At 29.0% G+C, this 22,428-nt stretch carries 22 protein-coding genes; 18 read left to right on the top strand and 4 right to left on the bottom strand.

Annotated features, from left to right (window positions below; translation table 11 throughout):
* The first annotated feature begins 89 nt into the window (after positions 1-89).
* The 4 genes from BUB83_RS17380 (at position 90) to BUB83_RS17395 (ending at position 4,771) form a co-directional block, all read left to right on the top strand.
* The gene (locus tag BUB83_RS17380) at positions 90-1,244 is read left to right on the top strand and encodes an iron-containing alcohol dehydrogenase (RefSeq protein ID WP_073340127.1); all 1,155 of its coding nucleotides are present in this window, start codon (positions 90-92) and stop codon (positions 1,242-1,244) included.
* Between the two features lie 315 nt (positions 1,245-1,559).
* The gene (gene galE, locus BUB83_RS17385; RefSeq protein ID WP_073340129.1) at positions 1,560-2,546 is read left to right on the top strand and encodes a UDP-glucose 4-epimerase GalE; all 987 of its coding nucleotides are present in this window, start codon (positions 1,560-1,562) and stop codon (positions 2,544-2,546) included.
* 20 nt (positions 2,547-2,566) lie between these two features.
* Positions 2,567-3,580 carry a LacI family DNA-binding transcriptional regulator gene (locus tag BUB83_RS17390; protein ID WP_073340132.1) on the top strand — a complete coding sequence of 338 codons (1,014 nt, stop codon included), beginning with the start codon at positions 2,567-2,569 and terminating at the stop codon, positions 3,578-3,580.
* Positions 3,581-3,610: 30 nt separating this feature from the next.
* The gene (locus tag BUB83_RS17395) at positions 3,611-4,771 is read left to right on the top strand and encodes a galactokinase (protein WP_084133652.1); all 1,161 of its coding nucleotides are present in this window, start codon (positions 3,611-3,613) and stop codon (positions 4,769-4,771) included.
* A 57-nt stretch (positions 4,772-4,828) separates the two neighbouring features.
* Here the strand turns inward: BUB83_RS17395 and BUB83_RS17400 are convergent, their stop codons facing one another.
* A complete protein-coding gene (locus BUB83_RS17400) occupies positions 4,829-5,938 on the bottom strand; it encodes a glycosyltransferase family 4 protein (protein WP_073340137.1) in 1,110 nt (369 codons plus the stop codon).
* A 135-nt stretch (positions 5,939-6,073) separates the two neighbouring features.
* On the opposite strand from BUB83_RS17400, the gene BUB83_RS17405 reads away from it, so the two are divergent.
* The 8 genes from BUB83_RS17405 to BUB83_RS17440 all read left to right on the top strand — a co-directional run bounded on the left by BUB83_RS17405 (position 6,074) and on the right by BUB83_RS17440 (position 13,116).
* Positions 6,074-7,090, top strand: coding sequence for a CotS family spore coat protein (locus BUB83_RS17405; protein ID WP_073340140.1), 1,017 nt, complete (start codon positions 6,074-6,076; stop codon positions 7,088-7,090).
* Positions 7,091-7,101: 11 nt separating this feature from the next.
* A complete protein-coding gene (locus tag BUB83_RS17410; RefSeq protein WP_073340144.1) occupies positions 7,102-7,299 on the top strand; it encodes a hypothetical protein in 198 nt (65 codons plus the stop codon).
* Between the two features lie 10 nt (positions 7,300-7,309).
* Positions 7,310-8,053 (top strand): hypothetical protein, encoded by a 744-nt coding sequence (locus BUB83_RS17415; RefSeq protein WP_073340147.1) that lies wholly within the window; start codon positions 7,310-7,312, stop codon positions 8,051-8,053.
* Positions 8,054-8,066: 13 nt separating this feature from the next.
* On the top strand, positions 8,067-9,095 hold the full coding sequence (locus BUB83_RS17420; protein ID WP_073340149.1) for a CotS family spore coat protein: 1,029 nt from the start codon (positions 8,067-8,069) through the stop codon (positions 9,093-9,095).
* A 154-nt stretch (positions 9,096-9,249) separates the two neighbouring features.
* A complete protein-coding gene (locus BUB83_RS17425; RefSeq protein WP_073340152.1) occupies positions 9,250-10,236 on the top strand; it encodes a sugar-binding transcriptional regulator in 987 nt (328 codons plus the stop codon).
* A gap of 26 nt (positions 10,237-10,262) precedes the next feature.
* A complete protein-coding gene (locus tag BUB83_RS17430; protein WP_073340153.1) occupies positions 10,263-10,721 on the top strand; it encodes a PTS sugar transporter subunit IIA in 459 nt (152 codons plus the stop codon).
* A gap of 135 nt (positions 10,722-10,856) precedes the next feature.
* On the top strand, positions 10,857-11,117 hold the full coding sequence (locus tag BUB83_RS17435) for an HPr family phosphocarrier protein (protein ID WP_073340156.1): 261 nt from the start codon (positions 10,857-10,859) through the stop codon (positions 11,115-11,117).
* A gap of 643 nt (positions 11,118-11,760) precedes the next feature.
* Positions 11,761-13,116, top strand: coding sequence for a citrate/2-methylcitrate synthase (locus BUB83_RS17440; RefSeq protein WP_073340159.1), 1,356 nt, complete (start codon positions 11,761-11,763; stop codon positions 13,114-13,116).
* 58 nt (positions 13,117-13,174) lie between these two features.
* Here BUB83_RS17440 and BUB83_RS17445 read toward each other — a convergent pair whose 3' ends face one another.
* Complete coding sequence (locus BUB83_RS17445; protein ID WP_073340161.1) at positions 13,175-13,771, bottom strand: LysO family transporter; 597 nt, start codon at positions 13,769-13,771, stop codon at positions 13,175-13,177.
* A gap of 2 nt (positions 13,772-13,773) precedes the next feature.
* Positions 13,774-14,049, bottom strand: coding sequence for a LysO family transporter (locus tag BUB83_RS17450; protein WP_073340163.1), 276 nt, complete (start codon positions 14,047-14,049; stop codon positions 13,774-13,776).
* 120 nt (positions 14,050-14,169) lie between these two features.
* Between BUB83_RS17450 and BUB83_RS17455 the strand changes: the two genes are divergently transcribed.
* The 6 genes from BUB83_RS17455 (at position 14,170) to BUB83_RS17480 (ending at position 21,227) form a co-directional block, all read left to right on the top strand.
* Entirely contained in the window at positions 14,170-14,823 is a 654-nt protein-coding gene (locus tag BUB83_RS17455) for an HDIG domain-containing metalloprotein (RefSeq protein ID WP_084133653.1), read from the top strand.
* A gap of 112 nt (positions 14,824-14,935) precedes the next feature.
* Entirely contained in the window at positions 14,936-16,459 is a 1,524-nt protein-coding gene (locus BUB83_RS17460; RefSeq protein WP_073340168.1) for a phosphohexomutase domain-containing protein, read from the top strand.
* A 281-nt stretch (positions 16,460-16,740) separates the two neighbouring features.
* On the top strand, positions 16,741-17,229 hold the full coding sequence (gene nuoE / locus BUB83_RS17465; RefSeq protein ID WP_073340171.1) for an NADH-quinone oxidoreductase subunit NuoE: 489 nt from the start codon (positions 16,741-16,743) through the stop codon (positions 17,227-17,229).
* Between the two features lie 13 nt (positions 17,230-17,242).
* Entirely contained in the window at positions 17,243-17,650 is a 408-nt protein-coding gene (locus BUB83_RS17470) for a (2Fe-2S) ferredoxin domain-containing protein (protein ID WP_073340174.1), read from the top strand.
* A gap of 19 nt (positions 17,651-17,669) precedes the next feature.
* On the top strand, positions 17,670-19,463 hold the full coding sequence (locus BUB83_RS17475) for an NADH-quinone oxidoreductase subunit NuoF (RefSeq protein ID WP_073340177.1): 1,794 nt from the start codon (positions 17,670-17,672) through the stop codon (positions 19,461-19,463).
* 18 nt (positions 19,464-19,481) lie between these two features.
* Entirely contained in the window at positions 19,482-21,227 is a 1,746-nt protein-coding gene (locus BUB83_RS17480; protein ID WP_073340180.1) for an NADH-dependent [FeFe] hydrogenase, group A6, read from the top strand.
* Between the two features lie 39 nt (positions 21,228-21,266).
* Here the strand turns inward: BUB83_RS17480 and BUB83_RS17485 are convergent, their stop codons facing one another.
* The gene (locus tag BUB83_RS17485) at positions 21,267-22,265 is read right to left on the bottom strand and encodes a substrate-binding domain-containing protein (RefSeq protein WP_073340183.1); all 999 of its coding nucleotides are present in this window, start codon (positions 22,263-22,265) and stop codon (positions 21,267-21,269) included.
* Positions 22,266-22,428: the final 163 nt, after the last annotated feature.

Consider the following 22,428-nt stretch of genomic DNA (forward strand, 5'->3'; position numbering starts at 1 on the left):
TTAATGCATATATCCACTATTGGCATGATTATTGCTGAACATATATATAGATAGTTAAAAAATAAACAATTTAAAATTAGGAGGATGTTATGCTAGAATCAAGAAGAATGTATTTGCCCGCATTAGCTTTATTAGGACCAGGATGTGTAAAAGAAATTGGTGCTGAAATAAAAAAAATGGGTTTAAAAAAGGCGCTTGTAGTTACTGATAAGGTATTATTAGAGATAGGTGTAGTTGATAAAGCTTTAGAAAGTTTAGTTCAAAATGAAATTGATTACACTGTTTATTCAAATGTAAAACCAAATCCAACAATTGCAAATGTAAATGAAGGCTTTGAATTACTAAAAGCTAACTCTTGTGATTTTTTACTTTCAATTGGGGGAGGGTCGCCTCAAGATTGTGCAAAAGCTATATCAATTTTAGCAACTAATCCAGGTGATATAAAAGAGTATGAAGGCGTTAATAAAACAGCTAATAAGGGGTTGCCAATAATTGCTGTAAATACAACTGCTGGAACAGCTAGTGAAGCTACAATTAATTATGTCATAACTGATGAACAAAGAAAAGTAAAAATGGTTATAGTAGATAGTAATAGTTTGGCAACTATAGCAGTAAATGATCCAGAGCTTATGATTAAAATGCCTAAGGCTTTAACTGCTGCAACAGGTATGGATGCACTAACACATGCTATTGAAGGATATACTACTAAAGGTGCTTCAATTTTAACAGATACTTTAAATTTGGAAGCTATTAAAATAATTTCATCTAGCTTAAGAGAAGCAGTAAATAATGGTGAAAATTTAGAAGCTAGAAGCAAGATGGCATATGGACAGTACATGACAGGGATGGCTTTTAGTAACTGTGGATTAGGAATTGTTCATTCAATGGCTCATCAACTAGGGGGCACTTATGATTTGCCTCATGGAGTATGTAATGCAATATTACTTCCTTATATAGTAGAATATAATGCTGCTACAATTGGTGATAAATTAAAAAACATAGCAATTGCAATGGGTGAAAATGTAGAAGGATTATCAATTGAAGAAGCTAATAAAATAGCTATAAGTGCAATTAAAAAATTATCTGAAGATGTAGGAATACCATCAGGATTAGCTGAATTAGGAGTAAATGAAGAAAAATTAAGTCATATGGCTGATTTAGCAATGATTGATGCTTGTACGCCAGGAAATCCTAAAAACCCTACAAAAGAAGATATGGTTAGTATTTATAAGAAAGCTTTATAAAATCCAAGTCAATTTCAAATACAATAATTGAAAAATAAAAGCTACAAGTATAGTTGAAAAACTTTTTTGTAGTTTTTGTTTTTGAAAATGTACTATAATTATAAATTCTTAAAAAATATTTTTGATAATTAAAGCAAGATAGATATTGATTTTATTTATATAATTTGATACTATATAAATAGAAAAGGTTTTCTATGGGTAAAGCTTATGTGAATTTAATTTGTATTTGTACAAAATCCACATGATTTCGAGAGTTTTGGGCATGTATAAGTTATAATCGAATTAGCTTATCTATATAAATGAGGAGGGTTAATAATGGCAATATTAGTTTGTGGTGGTGCAGGTTATATTGGAAGTCACATGGTGGCTGAATTATTAGAGAATAAGGAAGAAGTTGTTATTCTAGATAATCTTCAAAAAGGACATGAGGATGCAATATTAGGTGGTAAACTTTATGTTGGAGATTTAAGGGATGAAAAAATTTTAGATAAAGTTTTCACAGAAAATAATATAGAAGCAGTAATTGATTTTGCTGCAGATTCATTAGTAGGTGAAAGTGTAGAGAATCCTATAAAATATTTCGAGAATAACGTAGGGTCTACTTTGAGTTTGTTAAAAGCCATGAATAAACATGGAGTTAAAAAAATTGTATTTTCTTCAACAGCAGCTACTTATGGTGAACCGGAAAATATTCCGATTTTAGAAGGGGATAGAACTTTTCCAACAAATCCATATGGAGAATCAAAGCTAACAGTTGAAAAAGTACTTAAATGGTGTGATGCTGCCTACGATATAAAGTATGCAGTACTAAGATATTTTAATGCAGCTGGTGCTCATGTAAGCGGAAAAATAGGAGAAGATCATAGACCAGAATCACATTTGATACCTATAATTCTTCAAGTAGCTCTTGGTAAAAGAGAAAAAATCATGATTTACGGAGATGATTATAATACTGAAGATGGTTCATGCGTAAGAGATTATATACATGTTACAGATTTAGCATCTGCACATTTATTAGCATTAAAGAAACTTATTTCAGGAAGTGAAAGCAAGACTTATAATCTTGGGAATGGAACAGGTTTCTCTGTTAAAGAAGTTATTGAAGTAACAAAAAAAGTGACAGGCAGAGAAATTAAAGCTGAAATTTCAGGTAGAAGAGCAGGAGATCCAGCTACATTAATAGCATCTTCCGATAAAGCAAAAGAAGAACTTGGATGGGAGCCTAGATATAATTCTTTAGAAACTATTATTGAAACAGCATGGGCTTGGCATATGAATCATCCAGAAGGATACAAAAAATAACAAGTGAGTAGGTTGAAAAAATGGCGGTTACCATTAATGATGTAGCAAAAAAAGCAGGAGTTTCTATAACCACAGTTTCAAGAGTTTTAAATAATAATTATCCTGTTAAAAAGGAAACTAGAATTATAGTGGAAAAAGTTATAGAAGAGTTGAATTACAAACCAAATGCAATGGCTAGAAGTCTTATAACCAAAAAAACTTCTATGATAGGAGTGGTAGTTCCGGGGATAACAAATTTATTCTTTCCAACTATTGTAGAAGCATTTGAAAATGAAGTTAGAAATTCTGGTTATTCAATTTCTTTGTGCAATACTTTTGGAGATCCAGAAGAAGAAAAAATGTTAATGGAAAATTTGATTTCCAGGCAAATAGATGGAATGCTGATTATTGACCCTACTTATGAAAATTTAAAAAATAAAACATTAGATTCAATAAGCCAGGAAGTTCCTACTATAATTATCAATGGTTCTGGTGAAGGCGCAGAAAGTAATTTTATATCCTATGATGAAAGAGTCGGTACTAAAGAAGCTTTAGAATATTTATTAAAGTTAAATCATAAAAATATTGTTTTTATTAGGGGTGCTAGAAGTTATTCTTATGATATAAAGCAAAAGGTTTATGATAAAATTATTGAAGACAATAATATAGAATATAGTAATATACTATCTGTAAGTGATGGAAATAGTATAAAAGTAGTGGAAATTGTTGAAGAAGAGGTTACTAAAATTTTTGAAAATGAAATAAAACCTACAGCTTTCTTTGCTTGTAACGAATTAATGGCCTTAGGAGCAATTAATGCTTGTAATAATTTGGGGTTGAAAATACCAGATGATATTTCAATAATAAGTTGTGATAATACGATTTTATCTAAAATAACCAGTCCTAAACTTACTACAATTGATTTGAAAATAAAGGATATAGGACAAAAGGCAGCAACAAATTTAATTCATATTATAGAAACGCAGTTTAAAGGAAAAAGAAAAATTAATTTAGACACTGAGCTTATTATTAGAGATAGTTGCAAAGAAATATAAAAATTATTTAGAAAAGTGGAGGTAATTAAAGTGGAATTAAAGAACTTAATAGATGAGTTTATTGAAATTTATGGAGAGGGGGAATATAGAAAATTTTTCTCTCCAGGAAGAGTTAATTTAATTGGAGAGCATATTGATTACAATGGAGGATACGTTTTCCCATGTGCTTTAGAATATGGCACATATGCAATTGTTAGAGAAAGACAAGATAATATTTTGAATTTGGCCTCAACTAATTTTGATTTAAAAGTAACATCAAATATTGATAACATAGAGTATTTAGAGGAGGATGACTGGGGAAATTACGCAAAAGGTATTGTTAAAATAATGAAGGATAAAGGCTACAATGTTGGTGGACTAGATATTTTAGTTAGTGGTAATATCCCAAATGGAGCAGGATTATCTTCATCAGCATCTTTAGAATTATTAGTTGCTGTTATTGTAAATGAAATATTCAATAACGGAGAAATAGATAGAGTTGAGTTGGTTAAAATTGGTCAAAATTGTGAAAATAATTTTGTGGGCGTCAATTGTGGGATAATGGACCAATTTGCAATTGGAATGGGTAAAGAGAAAAAAGGAATTCTTTTAGATTGTAACACATTACAATATAAATATGCAGATGTTAACTTAAAAGAATATACTCTTGTAATAATGAATTCAAATAAAAGAAGAGCTTTAAATGAATCAAAATACAATGAAAGAAGAGCGGAATGTGAAGAAGCTTTAAGTATTTTGAAGAAATATAAAAACATAGAAAACCTTTGCGATTTGTCAACTGAAGATTTTGTGGAATTACAACATTTTATTGAAAATGAAACAGTTAGAAAAAGAGCAAAACATGCTGTTTTCGAAAACGATAGAGTAAAGGAATCCTTTGAGTACTTAAATAAAGGCAAAGTTGAAGCTTTTGGTGAATTATTAACTCAATCCCATAATTCTTTGAGAGATTTATATGAGGTTACAGGAAAAGAACTTGATACAATAGTTGCAGAATCTTTGAAAGTAGAAGGATGTATTGGTTCAAGAATGACTGGAGCAGGATTTGGTGGTTGTGCAATTGCTTTAGTTTTAACTTCAAAAGTAGAAGAATTTACTGATATAGTTAAGAAAAATTACACTGAATTAATTGGTTATGCACCAGATTTCTATTTTAGTGGAATTGGTGATGGAACACATGAGATGATATAAAAAAAGCTTCCGAGGAATCGGAAGCCTTTTTTTTACTATCAGTTGTTATAAGGTTTTCTATAAAAGATCAATAGTTGTTTTGTAAGCAATTTCTGTAAGGTTACTAGTAGTTTTCCAATTGAATAATTCGGCTCTTTTTAAACCTTCAGTAATATAATTTGCCCTAATATCAGGATTGTTTATCATTGTAACCATGGAACTTTCTAATTGAGAAATACTATAAGGGTCAATAAGTATTCCAGCATTACCAACCACTTCAGGAATTGATGATAGATTTGAGCTTATGACAGCAGTCCCGCAGGACATAGATTCTAGCGGTGGTAATCCAAAGCCCTCGTATAATGAAGGGTAAATGAAAGTAGTAGCGGCATTATACAAATAAGGTAAATCCTCAGAGTGGATATAACCCGTAAAAATAACATTATCATTATGTTTAAATTCTTCATATAGTTGTTTACCTATATCTCTTCTTTCCCCTCCTATTACCAAGCAATACTCATCGTTGAAAGATTTATAAATATTTAAAAAAGCCAAAATAAGTTGGCGGACATTTTTTCTTTCACTAAAGCCCCCAAGATAGAGTAGGAATGGTTTTGAAATTTTATATTTTGTACTTACATAATCTTTGCATAAAGTTTTGTTTAGCGGTTTATATTTTTTATCTGAAGCTAAAGGAGTTACAAAAATTTTATTTGAATCTATATTAAAAAACTTTATTATGTCTTTTTTAGAACATTCCGAAACCGTTAGTATACTATTTGTCAAATCCATAAGTTGAGGCATTTCTTGAAAAAACTTTTTTATATATCCCTTTCCAACAGTTTCCGGCATTATATAAGGAATTAAATCATGTATAGTAATTATTTTTTTGCATGAAATTTTTTCGGATAATCCAATACCGTTTTGAGGAACATGATATAAATCTATATTGGAACGGTTTATATCAGTGGGAATAAAGCTTTCGTTGAAAAATTTTTGTGACTTACTAGATGTAAGAACCAAGTCAACATTATTTTTTATATAATTATTTAATTTATCTTTTGACCAATATAATTTATATTGGTTTTCATTTGAATTAATAAGGTTTAAAACTAAATTTTCAGTATAAGTACCTATGCCTGTACCGGAATACCAATTAATACCTCGTGCATCTAATGCTATTTTCATTTAATCCTCTCCTTGAAAAACCCTATAATATAAAATATTAATGAAACTGTGATTTGGTGAATACATTAATGATAATCACATAGTAAATTTATTCTTCATATAATAAAATGTACTAATTTATTGGAGGCTTAAAAATTGGATGCTGAGGAACTAAAAAAACTCATACAAGAAAAATATGATTTGAGTATAGTATCCATTGAGGAATTTAAGAATATTTATAAAATAATTACTTTTAATGGAGAATACTGCTTAAAAAAAATTAAATACAATTATAATCACTTCAAATTTATACTAGAAGCCATAAAGCATCTTCAGACAAATAATTTTCAATATATTCCACCAATTTTAAAAACTAAGGAAGATAAATATTATATAAATGTAAATCAGTGTTATTGCTATTTGTGTCCATGGATAAGTTCTCATAAAAGCGATTATAGAAAAGAGGATGAATTAAAACTGGTAAGCAGAAAATTAGCAGAACTTCATTTGAAAAGTAGGGGGTTTTTACAAACAAAGGAAATGGAACCTAGAGTAGGATGGTTTAAATGGATAGAAACCTTTGAAATTAGAGAACAGGAAATTTTGGATTTTAAGAAACGTATATATAGCAAAGAAAATATAAATAGGTTTGATAAATTATATTTGTCAATTATGGAAGAGGAATTATTACAAGCTGAAAATTCTATAAAACAATTAAAAAATAGCTCTTATTTAAAGATAATGAAAGAAGAAATTAAGTATAATGGCTTTTGTCATCATGATTTTGCATATCACAATGTTCTTATTGGTGAGGATGAAAATATTTATATTATAGATTTTGATTATTGTATATTGGACTCTCATCTTCATGATTTATCTTCTCTTATTATAAGAAAAATGAAAGAGAGTAATTGGGAAATAAATAATTGTAAAAATATAATCAAGGAATATAATTCTGTCTATGAAATCCAGGAAAAAGAATTAGCTATAATGGCTGCATTTATAGAGTTTCCACAGGATTATTGGCAAAGAGGAATACAATATTATTGGGAAAAAAAAGGTTGGGGAGAAGACTTTTTTATAAAAAAACTTAATAAATACATTGAAGATAGAAAAGAAAAAAATTATTTTATTGAGGAATTAAGAAATATAAGGTTGAATGAAATTATTTAGGAGGTGTATTTATGGGGGAAGAAAAAAATGATAAAAAAATTAATGATGTTAAAAAAGATTTAGATTTAGATGAGTATGATAAATCAGTAGAGGAACTAAAGGATTATATTAAAAGAATAAAAAAAATAAATAAAAAAAAGAAGAAACTCAAGAAATTAGAAAAAGAAAAAAGATATTTAACTAAAAAATACAGTAAAGAATTGAAATAGAGGTGAACTCATGAAAAACTATACAGAATCTCTGGCAATTTTTTTAAGTGAAAAAAATGTTAAATTTGAAATAAAGGAAAAGAATAAAACTATAGTATTTAGTGATGATTTGATTCAACAACTTTTCTTAATTACTGAATTTCATTATAAGTGTCAGGGGTATAAACCTAAAATTTGGAATAGAATGATTGATGATAGAGGAACATTAGTACAAGATTTTAGTAATAAAGTAAAAATAGTAAAAAGAGATATTTTAAGATTAAAGAATAGAGATTTGGAAAATAAATTCGAAGAATTTTTACTTTCCAATAGTGAAGAAAACATTTCTAAAGCTGATAAAATGTTGAACATAGTAGAACATAAAGGTTATAAACAAATGATAAAAAGAAGCATGGATAGAAATGAGATTTGTTTAAAAGAGGTCTATTTCACAAATATATGGAATGATAATGGCATTGTAATATATGATTTAAAAAAATCAGCTTTAGATGTTTATGAAAATGATGCGATTTATCTTCTTTCAAAATTAAAAAGGAAAGGATATAAATTTGATTGGGATATTATGATAAATAAATATTGTAAAAACCAAAATATGGATTATTTTAGTGAAAATTATATAAATAATATGGTTAATTTTCCTTATGATTATATAAAATCAGCCTTAAAATATTTTTGGATATCAAAAAGATATAAGGAAGTATTTTCGCAAGAGAAAGCTAATAAATATATTAATAAGATTTATAATACTAAATAAAAGAGGTGTATTAATGCTTCCCTTTGTTAAAGTTAAGAACAAATCCGACTTGATAAAGTATGATTTAGATATTAATATTTTCAAAAAATATGATTTTAAAGTTTTAGATATAATTCCAGTTAGAAAAATATATATATTAGAAACTGATAAAGGGTATAAAGTTTTTAAAAGATTAAACTATTCATTGGAAAACTATAATTTCATCTTAAAGGGGTTAGAGTATATAAAATCTAATGGATTTCGTAGAGTTATAAGTATTGATTCTACTATTGATGGAAAACCATATTTAGAGTGGAAAGGTGAATTGTATTGTGTAATGGATATGGTTGATGGAAGGGAAAGTCAGTTTAGTAATCCTATAGATGTTGAAATGGATATTGAAGGAATTGCCAATCTTCATTTGGCCTCAGAAGGATTCAAATTTTATAATACAAAGCGAAATATTTGTGGAAATATGATTCATCATTATAGAATAATGGAAAATCAAATGAAAATATTTTACGGTATTGCAGATATGGGAAAAAATAATGAATTTGATATTATGTTTAAAAGTATTTTTAGTGAAATAATTGCTCAAATAAATAAAAGCATTCGCATATTAGAAAAATCTTGTTATTATAAATTATGTAGTAGAGAAGACAAGATCGTACTTTGTCATCATGATTTAGCCCATCATAATATATTGATAAAAGATGACAAAGCTTATTTTATTGATTTTGATTATGCGGTAATTGATTTAAAGGTACATGATTTATGTAATTTTATAAACAAAATTGAGAAGAATTCTTATTATGATTTTAAGGATTGTAAACAAATAATAAAAAACTATGATTCTATAAATTCTTTAGATGAAATGGAACTAAGTGTACTTTATGGATTTTTGACTTTTCCTAAAGACATATATGATATATTGAGAAATTATTACACACGAGCTAAGGAATGGGATTATGAAACATTTTTGAATAGATTACAGTTGAAAATAGATTTACATGAATCTAAAGAAGAATTTTTAGAGTTATTTAATAAAGAATATCTAGGTTAAGAATAACCTAGATATTCTTTTAAATATATATTTTATTTTTGTTAAGAATGATATATAATATTAATAAGTAGGAATATGTGCAAAATGAATAGATAAATCAACAAAAGTGCAAAATATCTTAATATTAATAAATTTTAGAAAATGGAGAGATAATATGGATAAAGAAGATAAGCTTTCTTTACTAGCTGAGGTAGCTAGTATGTACTATGAACAAGATTTAACACAGTCCCAAATAGCGCAAAGAACTTTTACTTCAAGATCAAGGATTTCAAGGTTATTAACTCTTGCTAAAGAAAAAGGTATTGTTGAGATAAAAATACATTATCCAACAGATAGAGTAAGGCATATTGAAACAGCACTTAAAGAAAAATTCGGATTAAAAAAAGCAATTGTTTTAAAAGGTGGAGATAGAACTTACCAGGAGATTGTAGAAGGAGTAGGACAGTTAGCTGCAAATTATTTAGATGAAGTTATTTCAGATGATATGATTCTTGGAATATCATGGGGTAAAGCTGTTTATAATACGGTTAAGGCATTAAAACCAGAAGAAAAACATAAAATTGAAGTAGTTCAAATCATGGGAACAGCTGGTACAGAAGATCCGGTTATTGATGCACCGGAACTGATAAGAACATTGGCCAATAAGTATAATGGTAAATTTCATACTTTATATGCACCTTTATACGTGGAAGATGATTATGTAAGAAATTCATTAATGAATGAAAATACTATTAAAGAAACTTTGCAATTAGCTAGAAAATCTGATATTATTCTAACAGGAATAGGGTGTTTTGAACCAAATGTTCCTAATAATCTATGGCAAGGGTATACACTTAATAATTTGTGGGAAGGATACTTAACTAAAAAAGAAAGAAAAACACTTAAAAATCAAGGTATAGCAGGAACTATATCCGCACATTTTTATGATGTAAATGGTAGAATTCTTAATGAGGTTATGAATAATAAGATTATTGGTCTAGATTTAGATGAGCTAGATAAAATTGATACAATAATTGGTGTTGCAGGTGGATTTTTTAAAGCAGAAGCTATTTTGGGTGCTATAAGAGGCAAATTTATTAATGTCTTAGTTACAGATGAAGCTACAGCATTAAAAGTTTTAGAAATGGCAGATGAAATCTAAAACTAATATTATAATAGGAGAAAGAAATGAGCAATTTAAAAGAATTTTTGTTGAATAAAAAAACTATAAGATGTAAACTTAATGTATCTTCTTGGGAAGAAGCGGTTAAAATATGTACAGATATGCTTGTAGAAGTTGATGCTATAAATTTAAGCTATTATGACAATATAATAGATTTTACAAAAGATATAGGACCATATTATGTTATAGCACCAGGACTTGCTATGCCACATAGTAGACCAGGAACAAGCGTTAAAGAAAATTGTTTTAGCTTGATAACATTAGAAAAACCTATAAAATTTGGAAGTGAGAAAAATGATCCTGTAGATATAATTATTGTTTTTGCTGCTACAGAAAAGGAAACACATACTGAATCTATTAGGCAAGTAGTTAAATTATTTTCTAAACCAGAGACTTTTAAAGAAATGAGAAATGCTAATTCAATAGAAGAATTGGAAAAAATTATAATTAAATATAATGAGTAGAATTAAAAGCTTAAATTAATTTTAATAATTACAAATAAACAGTTGAAAAAAAACATAAATATAATATATAATTAAGGTGGATATATTATGTTTAAAAATCACAAGCTACGATTAAAATTATAAGGAGGATTTAAAATGTACGAAAAACAAGTTCAAGTAATTAATGAAACAGGATTACACGCAAGACCAGCATCTCTTTTTATTGCAGAGGCAATGAAATTTAAAAGTAATATTACTTTAATTAAAGAAGGTAAAACAGCTAATGGTAAAAGTATGTTGAACGTTTTATCTTTAGGAATGAACAAAGGCACAATTATAACTATAAAAGCTGAAGGTGATGATGAGCAGTTAGCTGTAGAAAAATTAGCTGATTTCATTACAAATTTAAAAGACTGATAAGTACATAAATTCAAATTCAATTTAACTTTTGAATTTTGAAAACTTATTGTGTATCTATAAGATTTCTTTATTAAAATTAATTGTGGCAGTACTGCTATAGAATAAAGCTTTTTACTTAAATTAAGAAATTAAAATAGTTTTAAATACAATATAGTTAAAAAAAAAAAAGACTGGGAAACTAGTCTTTTTTTACGTCAAAATATAAATAATTAATGGTATGAGTTACAAACATAAGGTTAAACTAATTTATATAGCTAAAAGAAGATGAAATATATTGAGTGGATAAAGAAAAAATATAAATGTATAAATATTAAAATGCAAGATAAAAATTGAAACATTCAATTTTTATCTTGCATTTATACTTGATAAAATGACATAAAAACAAATGAAATGATAATAAATAATCTCCCGAATACTAGTTAAATGGTAGATGACATTAGAACGTCAATAATGAGTAATTGGTAATGCAAATGTAGAAAATGCATAATTAGAACAAAAAGATTGTATTTTTATAAATAAAAGCGTTGATATAACGAATTTATATGCAATCATATAAATAAGTATTTAATTCTTTTGTGTGTTATGATAGAATATATAATATGCTAGGGGTAGCATGTTAGTAAATTTAGGAGGGGATTAAATGGATTTAGATTTTAAATATGACATATTTGATAAACTTGCACTAAAGATAGAGATAAATAATAAAATAGAAACAAGTTTATATGATAAATATAAGGTTAAAAGAGGATTAAGAAATGAGAATGGCACGGGTGTTTTAGTAGGACTCACTAAAGTTGGTAGTGTTAATGGATATAAAGTTCTGGATGGAAAAAAAGTATCTATGGAAGGAATTTTAGACTATAGAGGAATGAATGTCAAAGAAGTGGTAACCGGTTTTCAAAAGGACAAAAGACATGGTTTTGAAGAAACTAGCTATCTATTATTATTTGGGAAATTACCAAATAGAGAAGAATTGCAAGAATTCAAGATTATTCTTTCAAATTTTAGGCAAGTCCCTGATGCATTCATAGAAGATATGATTTTAAAGTTTCCTAGTAACGATATAATGAATAAACTTCAAAGAAGTATTCTAGCCTCCTATTCTATAGATCCAAACCCAGATGATATAAGTGTAAAAGCATTGATGGAACAAAGTTTAAAATTAATTGCTAGATTTCCTCTTTTTGTTGCATATGGATATCAAGCTAAAGCTCATTATTATGACAAGAAAAGTTTGTATTTGCATGCGGCACAACAAAATTTAGATACGGCTGAAAATATTTTATATTTGATTAGACCGGATAATAAATTTACGGAAAAAGAAGCTGAACTTTTGGATCTTTCCTTAGTTTTACACAGTGAACATGGTGGCGGAAATAATTCTACTTTTGCAACTCATGTGGTTTCTTCTAGTGGAACAGACACATATTCAGCTATATCAGCGGCTGTAGGGTGCTTAAAGGGCCCTAAACATGGAGGGGCAAATTTAAAAGTTTATGAAATGATAACTAATATTCGTGAAAATGTGTGCAATTGGAACAATAGAGAAGCATTAAAAGATTATCTTTATAAAATTTTGAGAAAAGAAGCTTTTGATGGAAAAGGTCTTATATACGGAATGGGTCATGCAATATATACTTTATCTGATCCAAGAGCTGTTTTGCTAAAGGAAAAGGCTTTAGAACTAGCAAAAGAAAAAAATAGGATTGCTGAATTTGACTTATATAAAAATATCGAGGAATTAACAAAAGAAATATTTAAAGAGCAAAGGGACGGAAAAGATATATGCGCTAATGTGGATTTATATTCTGGATTTGTTTATGAAATGTTGAATATTCCAAGAGAATTATATACACCTCTTTTTGCAACTGCGAGAATTTCTGGATGGTGCGCTCATAGGATTGAACAAATTATTAGTGAAACAAGAATAATTAGACCAGCTTATGAAAATGTAGCTATTGAACAAGATTATACAGAATTAAATAATCGATTTTAACTTGTTTTGTAGTTAAACAAAGAAGGATGTATCAGAAAAACCTGAGACAGCCTTCTTTTTAAATTGTGAAAAAGAAAGTTACAAGTATTGGCACTAATGTACTAAGAATTGCTCCATTAATAAAGGATATTACTGCAATTTCTGAATTGGTTGAATTAGAAATCAAAGGAAGGGTTGTATCCATAGAAGTGGCTCCTGCTGGAGCTATAGCAGTAAAAAAATTTAGTTTTGTGGCTAAAATAGGTATAGTAATCACAGCTATTAATTCTCTGAAAACATTTGTTAAAAAAGCAATTGTTCCTACTTCTGCATTGCATAAGTTAGTAAGTAATACTCCAGAAAGACTATACCAACCAAAACCAGAGGCAATTGCTAGGCCAGTATTTATAGGTAATTTAAGGATAAGGCTAGTAAAATAACCTCCTATCAAGCTGCCAAAGATAATACTCATTGGAATTAATACAATCTTAAATCCTAGTTTTTTTAAATCTTTAATTAAGGATTTATTACTTGCCACATCTATGCCTACTAGAAAAATAAGTACATATAGACTTATACTAGAAATAGCGTCTAAATGCAAAGCAATACTTTCGGGTAAGAAAAAATAACCAGTTATAGCACCAGAAATAATTGATATAATTATAATATATGTCATGCTTAGATATCTCCTTTGAAAAAAAGCTTTGTAATAAAATAAACTGTAATGATGCTGAATAAAGATGTAGATAAAGCGAAAAATAATGATGATAGTCCGATATTTTTTAAATTGAGTAAAATAGAATCTTTAATTCCTATTGAAGCACCCATAGAAAATAGTAAAAATGTTACTCCTATTAGTTGAAACTTAGAAAGTATGGATTTTTGTTTTTCATTAAATTTAAATAATAGACCTACTATAATGCCTAAAGTTAAAGCGATTAAAATTCCTAACATTTTTTTAGCTCCTTATACAATACTGAAATCAAGATATGGTTTTAATATGACAATAATCATTATACTATTTGTTTACTAAAATTAAAAGAAAAAGGGGCTATTAATTAATAATTATCTTGTATAAATATAAGAAAGGAAATTAAATTTATGGATAACACTTTTTTGGATTTCACAGAGCATTTATTAAATGATAAAAAGCCTTCTATCTACTTTGAAATAATTTTTAGTGATACAAAATTAAGTAATGAATACCCTTTTAAAATGCTAAATGATTTAAAAGAGGTTCCGCAGAATCTCAAGTATCATCCTGAAGGATCTGTCTGGAATCATACTATGTTGGTTATAGATAGAGCAGCGGAGGTAAGAAAAGAAAGTAAGCATGAAAAATCTTTTATGTGGGCTGCTTTACTACATGATTTAGGTAAAAAACCTACAACTAGAATGAAGAAAGGTAGAATAGTATCTTATGACCATGATAAAGTGGGAAAGGATTTAGCAATAGAATTTTTAAAAGTATTAACAAAGGATGATGATTTAATAAAAAAAGTTGGAGCTTTAGTTAGATGGCATATGAGCGCCCTTTTTGTGGTGAAAGATTTACCCTTTGGAGATTTGCAAAGTTTGGTAAAGGAAGTACCTATCGATGAGATAGCTTTACTTACTATAAGTGATAGAATGGGTAGAGGGGATATGACAGAAGAAAAAGTAATGGAAGAGAATGAAAATATTAAGATATTTATAAAAAAGTGTAATGAAGTTAAGGAAAAGTTATAACTTAAATTATATATCAATTTACTAAGTAGTTTATATATAACTATTAGCAATATTTGTGATAAAATGATAAAAGAGCATCAAAACAAATATTATATCTTTGGAGGGTAATTTTTTGAAAACTAATTGGAGCAAATTGCAGAATGGAACAGATATTAGAGGGGTTGCTTTAGAAGGAATTCCAGGAGAAAAAATTAATTTAACTGAAGAAGTAGTAGAAAAAATAGGATATTCCTTTTCAGTATGGGTATCAAAGAAATTAAGCAAAAATCCTAGTGAGTTGAAATTTGCTGTTGGAAATGATTCTAGATTATCAGCAGATTCATTGAAAAAAGCATTGATTAAAGGATTAAGTGCTGATGGAAGTGAAGTTTTTGATTGTGGGTTAGCGTCTACACCAGCTATGTTTATGACTACTGTGGTAGAAGGATACTTGTACGATGCTTCAATTATGATTACTGCTAGTCATCTTCCTTTTAACAGAAATGGGCTTAAGTTTTTCACAAATGATGGAGGATTAGAGCATGATGATATAGAAGATATTCTTCATATAGCAGAAGATAGTGAGTATATTAGAAGAGATAAAGAGGCTGAAGCAAAGGAAATAGATTTTATATCTGTTTATTCAGATATATTTGTTAAAAAAATAAGAGAAGAAGTTAATTCTAAAGAAAACTGGGATGAACCTTTAAAAGGATTGAAAATAATTGTAGATGCAGGAAATGGAGCTGGTGGATTTTTTGCAGAAAAAGTATTGAAACCATTAGGAGCGGATACAGAAGGAAGTCAATTTTTAGATCCGGATGGAAGATTTCCAAACCATATTCCTAATCCCGAAAAAAAGGAAGCTATGGAAGCTATCCAAAATGCTGTATTAGAAAGCAAAGCTGATTTTGGAATAATTTTTGATACAGATGTAGATAGAGCTGCTGTTGTTGATAGATATGGAAATGCTATAAATAGAAACAGTCTTATTGCTTTAATTTCTGCAATAATTTTAGAGGAACATCCAGGTTCAACTATTGTAACAGATTCTGTTACTTCTAATGGCTTAAAAAAATTTATTGAAGAAGATTTAAACGGGGTTCATCATAGATTTAAAAGAGGATATAAGAATGTTATTAATGAATCCATAAGATTAAATGAGCAGGGTGTAGAGTCTCATCTAGCTATAGAAACTTCTGGACATGGTGCTATAAAAGAAAACTACTTTTTAGATGATGGTGCATATTTAACGGCAAAGATTCTTATAAAAATGGCTAAAATGAAGTTAGAAGAAAATAAAGATGTGACAGAATTAATTCAAAGCTTAGAAACTCCTTTGATTTCAAATGAATACAGAATTACAATTAAAACTGAAGATTTTGCTACATATGGCAAAGCTATACTTGAGGATTTAAATAAATATGCTGAAGCAAAAGAGGGCTGGGTAGTTGTTCCTAATAATTTTGAAGGGGTTAGAGTTGATTTAAGTAAGGATGCTGGTGATGGTTGGTTCTTGGTTAGAATGTCATTACATGACCCAGTAATTCCAATCAATATTGAATCTAATTCTGAAGAAGGAATCAAGATAGCTGAAAAAACTATGAAAGAATTTATGAGTAGTTATGATTTGTTAGATTTAAGTTGTTTTAAATAATTGAATTGAGATAATATCAAAAAAACAGGTAACTTATAATAAAGTTACCTGTTTTTTTGATTGACAAAAAATAGATTATTGGAAAAATAATTCAATTTATGATATATTTATAGCATGAAAAGTGTGAAAATTTAAAATTTTATAAAATTTTTACCGTATAAAATGAAGTTAATAATTATTATTTAGGGCTTTGTATAATAAAAGCAACATGGTCCTGAATATGATTTATTATAATATAAAGTTTTGTTTGTTAAATAACAAATTATTAAGGGGTGATTTTTTTGAAGGAGAAATGTTGCTGCTCAAAAGAGAAAGATGACAGAATAGAAAAAATTAGAACAATGGTTCAAAGCTTTAAAGATGTAAAAGGTCCTCTAATCCCTGTAATGCATGAAGTTCAAAAAATGTATGGTTACTTGGAAGAAGAAGCATTGGAAGTGATTTCAGAAGAACTTAAAGTGCCTATGGCAGAGATTTATGGAGTTGCCACTTTTTATTCGCAGTTTTCCTTAGAACCTAAAGGTGACCATACTATTAAAGTTTGTCTTGGTACAGCTTGTTATGTAAAAGGTTCTCAAAATATTCTGGATAAATTTTCGGATTTATTAAATGTGGAAGTTGGTAAAACCACTGAAGATGGAAAATTTACTTTAGAAGCAGCTAGATGCTTAGGTTCTTGTGGCCTTGCACCTATTATTATGGTAGATGATAAGGTTTACGGTGGATTGCATCCTAATGATGTTATTAGAATACTAGAAGAGTATAAATAATGGGGGCGATATTTTGAAAAAGTTAACAGTAGAGGACTTAAATAAAATAAAAGAAAATAATTTAGATAGAGTGGAAAAAAGTAAGAATAGAAAAACTACAAGGATTGTGGTAGGAATGTCCACATGTGGAATAGCAGCGGGAGCGGATGGAGTTTATAGTGCAATGAAGGATAAGCTTGAAGCATTGGGTCTAGAAGATGTGATACTTGTTAAAGTGGGTTGTATAGGAGTGTGTAAACTTGAACCTATTGTGGAAGTAATAAGACCTGGTGAAGATAAAATTACTTATGTTAAAATGACTCCTCATAAAGCTAGAATGGTTATTAAAGAGCATATTCTAAAAGGCAATGTAGTAGAAGATTGTACTATTCATGTAGTAGGTAATACCATACTAAATGATTATACTGTAGTAAATTTCTAGGGAGAAAAGGAGAATAATAATGGAATTTTATACATCACAGATTTTGATTAGTAATTGTGGCTCTTGTAATACTTCAGATTCAAAAAAATTATCTAAAGTATTTAAGCAACAATTAAGGCAGCACAAATTAGAAAATGAAGTAGAAGTATTAAATATATCTTGTGTTGGATTATGTGAACTAGCACCTGTAGTTATAATTTATCCAGAAGGAACAGTATATACCCGTGTAACAACTAAAGATATAAAAGAAGTTATTGAAGAACATATAATGAAAGAAAGAGTTCTTGAAAGATTGGTTTATAAGGGCGAAGGATATAATGGCAGGGTAAAATCATTAATGGACTTAGAAATATTTAAAAAGCAAAATAGAATTGCTTTAAAAAATTGTGGAATTATTGACCCTGAGAATATTGATGAATATATAGCACTTGATGGATACAAAGCTTTAGCAAAAGTTCTTTTTAAAATGACAAAAGAGGAAGTAGTTAAAGTAGTTAAAGAATCAGGGCTTAGAGGTCGTGGTGGCGGTGGTTTTTCAACGGGATTAAAATGGGGTTTAACTGCTGAGCAAGATAATGATGAAAAATATGTTATTTGTAATGCAGATGAAGGAGACCCAGGTGCTTTTATGGATCGTTCTGCTTTGGAAGGTGATCCTCATGCGGTACTAGAAGCAATGGCTATAGCAGGCTATGCTATGGGAGCAACAAAAGGTTTTATTTATGTAAGAGCAGAATATCCTTTAGCTGTAGAAAGATTAGAAATAGCCATTAATCAAGCAAAAGAGTATGGATTGATTGGGAAAAATATATTTGGAACAGATTTTGAATTTGATATTGAAATTAGATTAGGTGCAGGGGCTTTTGTTTGCGGGGAAGAGACAGCGCTTATGCAATCTATAGAAGGAAAAAGAGGAATGCCAGTAACTAAACCACCATTTCCTTCTGTTAGTGGTTTATGGGGGAAACCTACATGCATAAATAACGTAGAAACTTTAATGAATATATGTCCAATTATATTAAATGGAGCTGAGTGGTTCAGGGGTATTGGTACAGAAAAAAGTCCAGGGACCAAAGTTTTTGCTTTGGGAGGTAAAATAAGAAATGCAGGTTTAGTAGAAATACCAATGGGAATGCCTTTGAATGAAGTTATTTTTGATGTGGGTGGAGGAATACCTAATGGAAAAGCATTTAAAGCGGTTCAAACAGGAGGACCATCAGGAGGATGTATTCCATCAACACATATAAACACACCTATTGAATATGATACTTTAATTGCCTTAGGATCAATGATGGGTTCAGGGGGGATGATTGTATTAGACGAAGATAATTGTATGGTAGACGTTGCTAGATTCTTTTTAGATTTTACCAAAGATGAATCTTGTGGTAAATGTACATCCTGTAGAATAGGGACCAAGAGGCTTTTAGAAACATTAGAAAAAATAACCTCTGGTAATGGAGAAAAAAGCGATGTTAAGAAATTAGAAAAATTATCTAAGCAAGTTAAACTAACATCTTTATGTGGGCTTGGGCAAACTGCACCTAATCCAATTTTATCAACTATGAGATATTTTATGGATGAATATGAAGCTCATGTTGAGGATAAAAAATGTCCAGCAAAAGTTTGTAAACCATTATTTAAATTCCAAATATTAGAGGATAAATGTAAAACTTGTGGAATGTGTGTTAGAAATTGTAATGTAGGGGCTATAAGCGGCAAAGTTGGAGAACTACATGTGATTGATTCAGAAAAATGTATTAAGTGTGGCTTCTGTGTTGAAGTTTGTCCTTTTGATGCAATTATAACAATTTAAAGTATAAGGGGTGAGATAATGGATACTGTTAATATAATTATAGATGGCATAAAATTAGAAGTACCAAAGGAACAAACAGTTTTAGAATCAGCTAAAATTGCTGGAATTCATATTCCAACTTTATGTTTTTTAAAAGATATAAATGAAGTTTCTAGTTGCAGGGCTTGTCTTGTAGAAGCAGGACCACGACTATTACCATCTTGTACTTTAAAGGTATCAGAAGGTATGGAAATTAAAACCAATACTCCAAAAGTTAGAGAAGCAAGAAGAACGGTTGTAGAACTTTTGCTTTCTAATCATAAAAGAGATTGTACTACTTGTAATAGAAGCGGTAAATGTGAACTTCAAAGTTTAGCAGAAGATTTGAATATCAGGAGTATAGAGTATGAAGGTGAAATGTGTAAAACTCCATTAGATATTTCGTCAACGTCTCTTGTAAGAGATGCTGAAAAATGCATTCTTTGTGGAAGATGTATTAGTGCTTGCAATACTGTGCAAACAGTTGGAGCAATACATTTTTCAGGAAGAGGTTTTGAAACAAAGGTAGCACCTTCTTATAATAGACCATTAGGAGACAGTATATGTATCAATTGTGGTCAATGTATAAATGCTTGCCCAACTGGAGCTCTTCATGAAAAAGAAAATATTAGAGATGTATGGGAAGCTATAATGGATGAGGATAAATATGTGGTTGTACAAACTGCGCCAGCAGTCAGAGTGGCATTAGGAGAAGAATTTGGAATGCCAATAGGTACTAGATCTACGGGAAAAATGGTAACAGCTTTAAGAAGAATGGGTTTTGATAAAGTATTTGATACAGATTTTGCGGCAGATTTAACAATAATGGAAGAAGGAACTGAATTACTGGGAAGAATAAATAATGGAGGCATACTCCCTTTAATGACCTCATGTTGCCCAGGATGGATTAAATTTGCAGAACATAATTTTTCTGATTTCTTAGATAATTTATCTACTTGTAAATCCCCACATGAAATGGAAGGTGCGCTTATAAAATCATATTTTGCAAAAAAAAGTGGTATTAATGCTAAAAATATTGTGGTGGTTTCCGTTATGCCTTGTGTGGCTAAAAAGTTTGAAAATCAAAGGAAAGAATTATCAAAGGATAAACTTCAAGATGTAGATATAGTAATTACTACTAGGGAATTGGCTCAAATGATTAAAGAATCATCTATGGATTTTGTTAATTTACAAGAAGATGAATTTGATAATCCATTAGGAGAATCAACAGGGGCAGCGGTGATTTTCGGAGTTACTGGAGGTGTTGCAGAAGCAGCTTTAAGAACTATATTTGAAATTACAGGAAGTGAAAAATTAGAAAAATTAGAGTTTAATGCAGTGCGTGGGGTTGAAGGAGTAAAAGAAAATACCATAGAACTACCTAATGGTGCAGTTATAAATACAGCAGTAATTTCTGGGCTTGGTAATGCGCGAAAAGTAATGGAGATGATAAGAAATAAGCAAAAAGAATATCACTTCATAGAAGTTATGGCATGTCCAGGAGGTTGCGTAACAGGTGGAGGACAGCCTATAGTAAATCCTAAAAAAATGGATAATGAAGAAGTTAGTAAATTAAGAGCTAGGGCAACCTATGATGAAGATGAAGCTAAAGTTTATAGAAAATCTCATGAAAATCCTCATATAACAGCTATTTATGAAGAATTTTTAGAAAAACCAAATTCTCATAAAGCTCATGAGTTACTTCACACTCATTATGTAGATAGAGGATTATTTAATAAAAAATAAAAAATAAGAGCCTTTATGGCTCTTTTCTTATGTAATAGATTAAGTTTCTGCAACAATCATTCCTGTATCTGAAAGATCATAATTTCCTAAACCTTTTAGTTCGCTAATAAAAGTTTCAGATTTTATTAGTTGGTAAAGCATTTGGAAAATAGGTAGGTTCATATCAGATTTTTTAATAACTAAATCATAATTTTCTTGTTGCATAGGAATAAAATCAATATTACTAACTTGTTTTGAAAGATTTTCAGAACCAATAGAAACATCTGCAGTGCCTCTACCAATAGCACTAGCAACAGAGAGATGAGATACCTCTTCATTATTATAGCCATTTATATCTGAACTTGAAATGCATAAGTTTCTTAGCTTTTCATCAAGAAGAACTCTAGAACCAGTTCCTTTTTCAACATTTATAAAGGAAATATCATTTCTTGTTAAATCTACCCAAGTATTTATGTTTTTAGGATTACCTTTTGCTATATAAAAACCTTGATAACGTTTGGCTAAATGAATTATTATGCAGGGAATACCAGGTAAAAATCTTCTTACATAAGGAACATTATAAGTGTTTGTATCGCTGTCCCAAAGGTGAGAAGAAACAATTTGTGCGGAGCCTTTATACAAAGATAAAAGACCATCAAAACTACCAACATAAGACCTAAGAACAGGAATACCATTGGAATTTTTCTGCAAGTGATTACTCATTAAATCTAGAATTGGATCTCTTCCGCATAGAACGATTGAATTTTGGTTGATTTTTTGAGTATTAAAGTTATAAAATTTATTTTGTGTATTTGATATTTCAGGTTGAAAGATTACATCATGCTTGTTATTTGAAGTTTCATTATTAATTTCAGGGATACTAGATTTTCCTGTACTCCCATTCATATAATAATCTAAATCCTTAGAATTAATTCTTAACTTTCTACCAACTTTATAAGCGGGGAGTTCTCCTCTTTTTATCAGTTCATATACGGTATTTTTAGCAATTTTTAATATTTGTGAAACTTCTTCAGCAGTAAGTGGGTTATTCTGGTTCATAATGAATCGCTCCTTTTTAGAATGGAGATAATTTATATAATTAAATCATATTATATCATTTTAAAATAGTAAGCACAAAATAATAACTATCAAATGTATTTTTTTATAAGAAAATTTAAAATGAAAAATTACTTAAAGTTATAAAAGAAAACTTTTTATTGCT

This window comes from Clostridium grantii DSM 8605, from assembly GCF_900129965.1.
GTDB lineage: Bacteria > Bacillota > Clostridia > Clostridiales > Clostridiaceae > Clostridium_AF > Clostridium_AF grantii.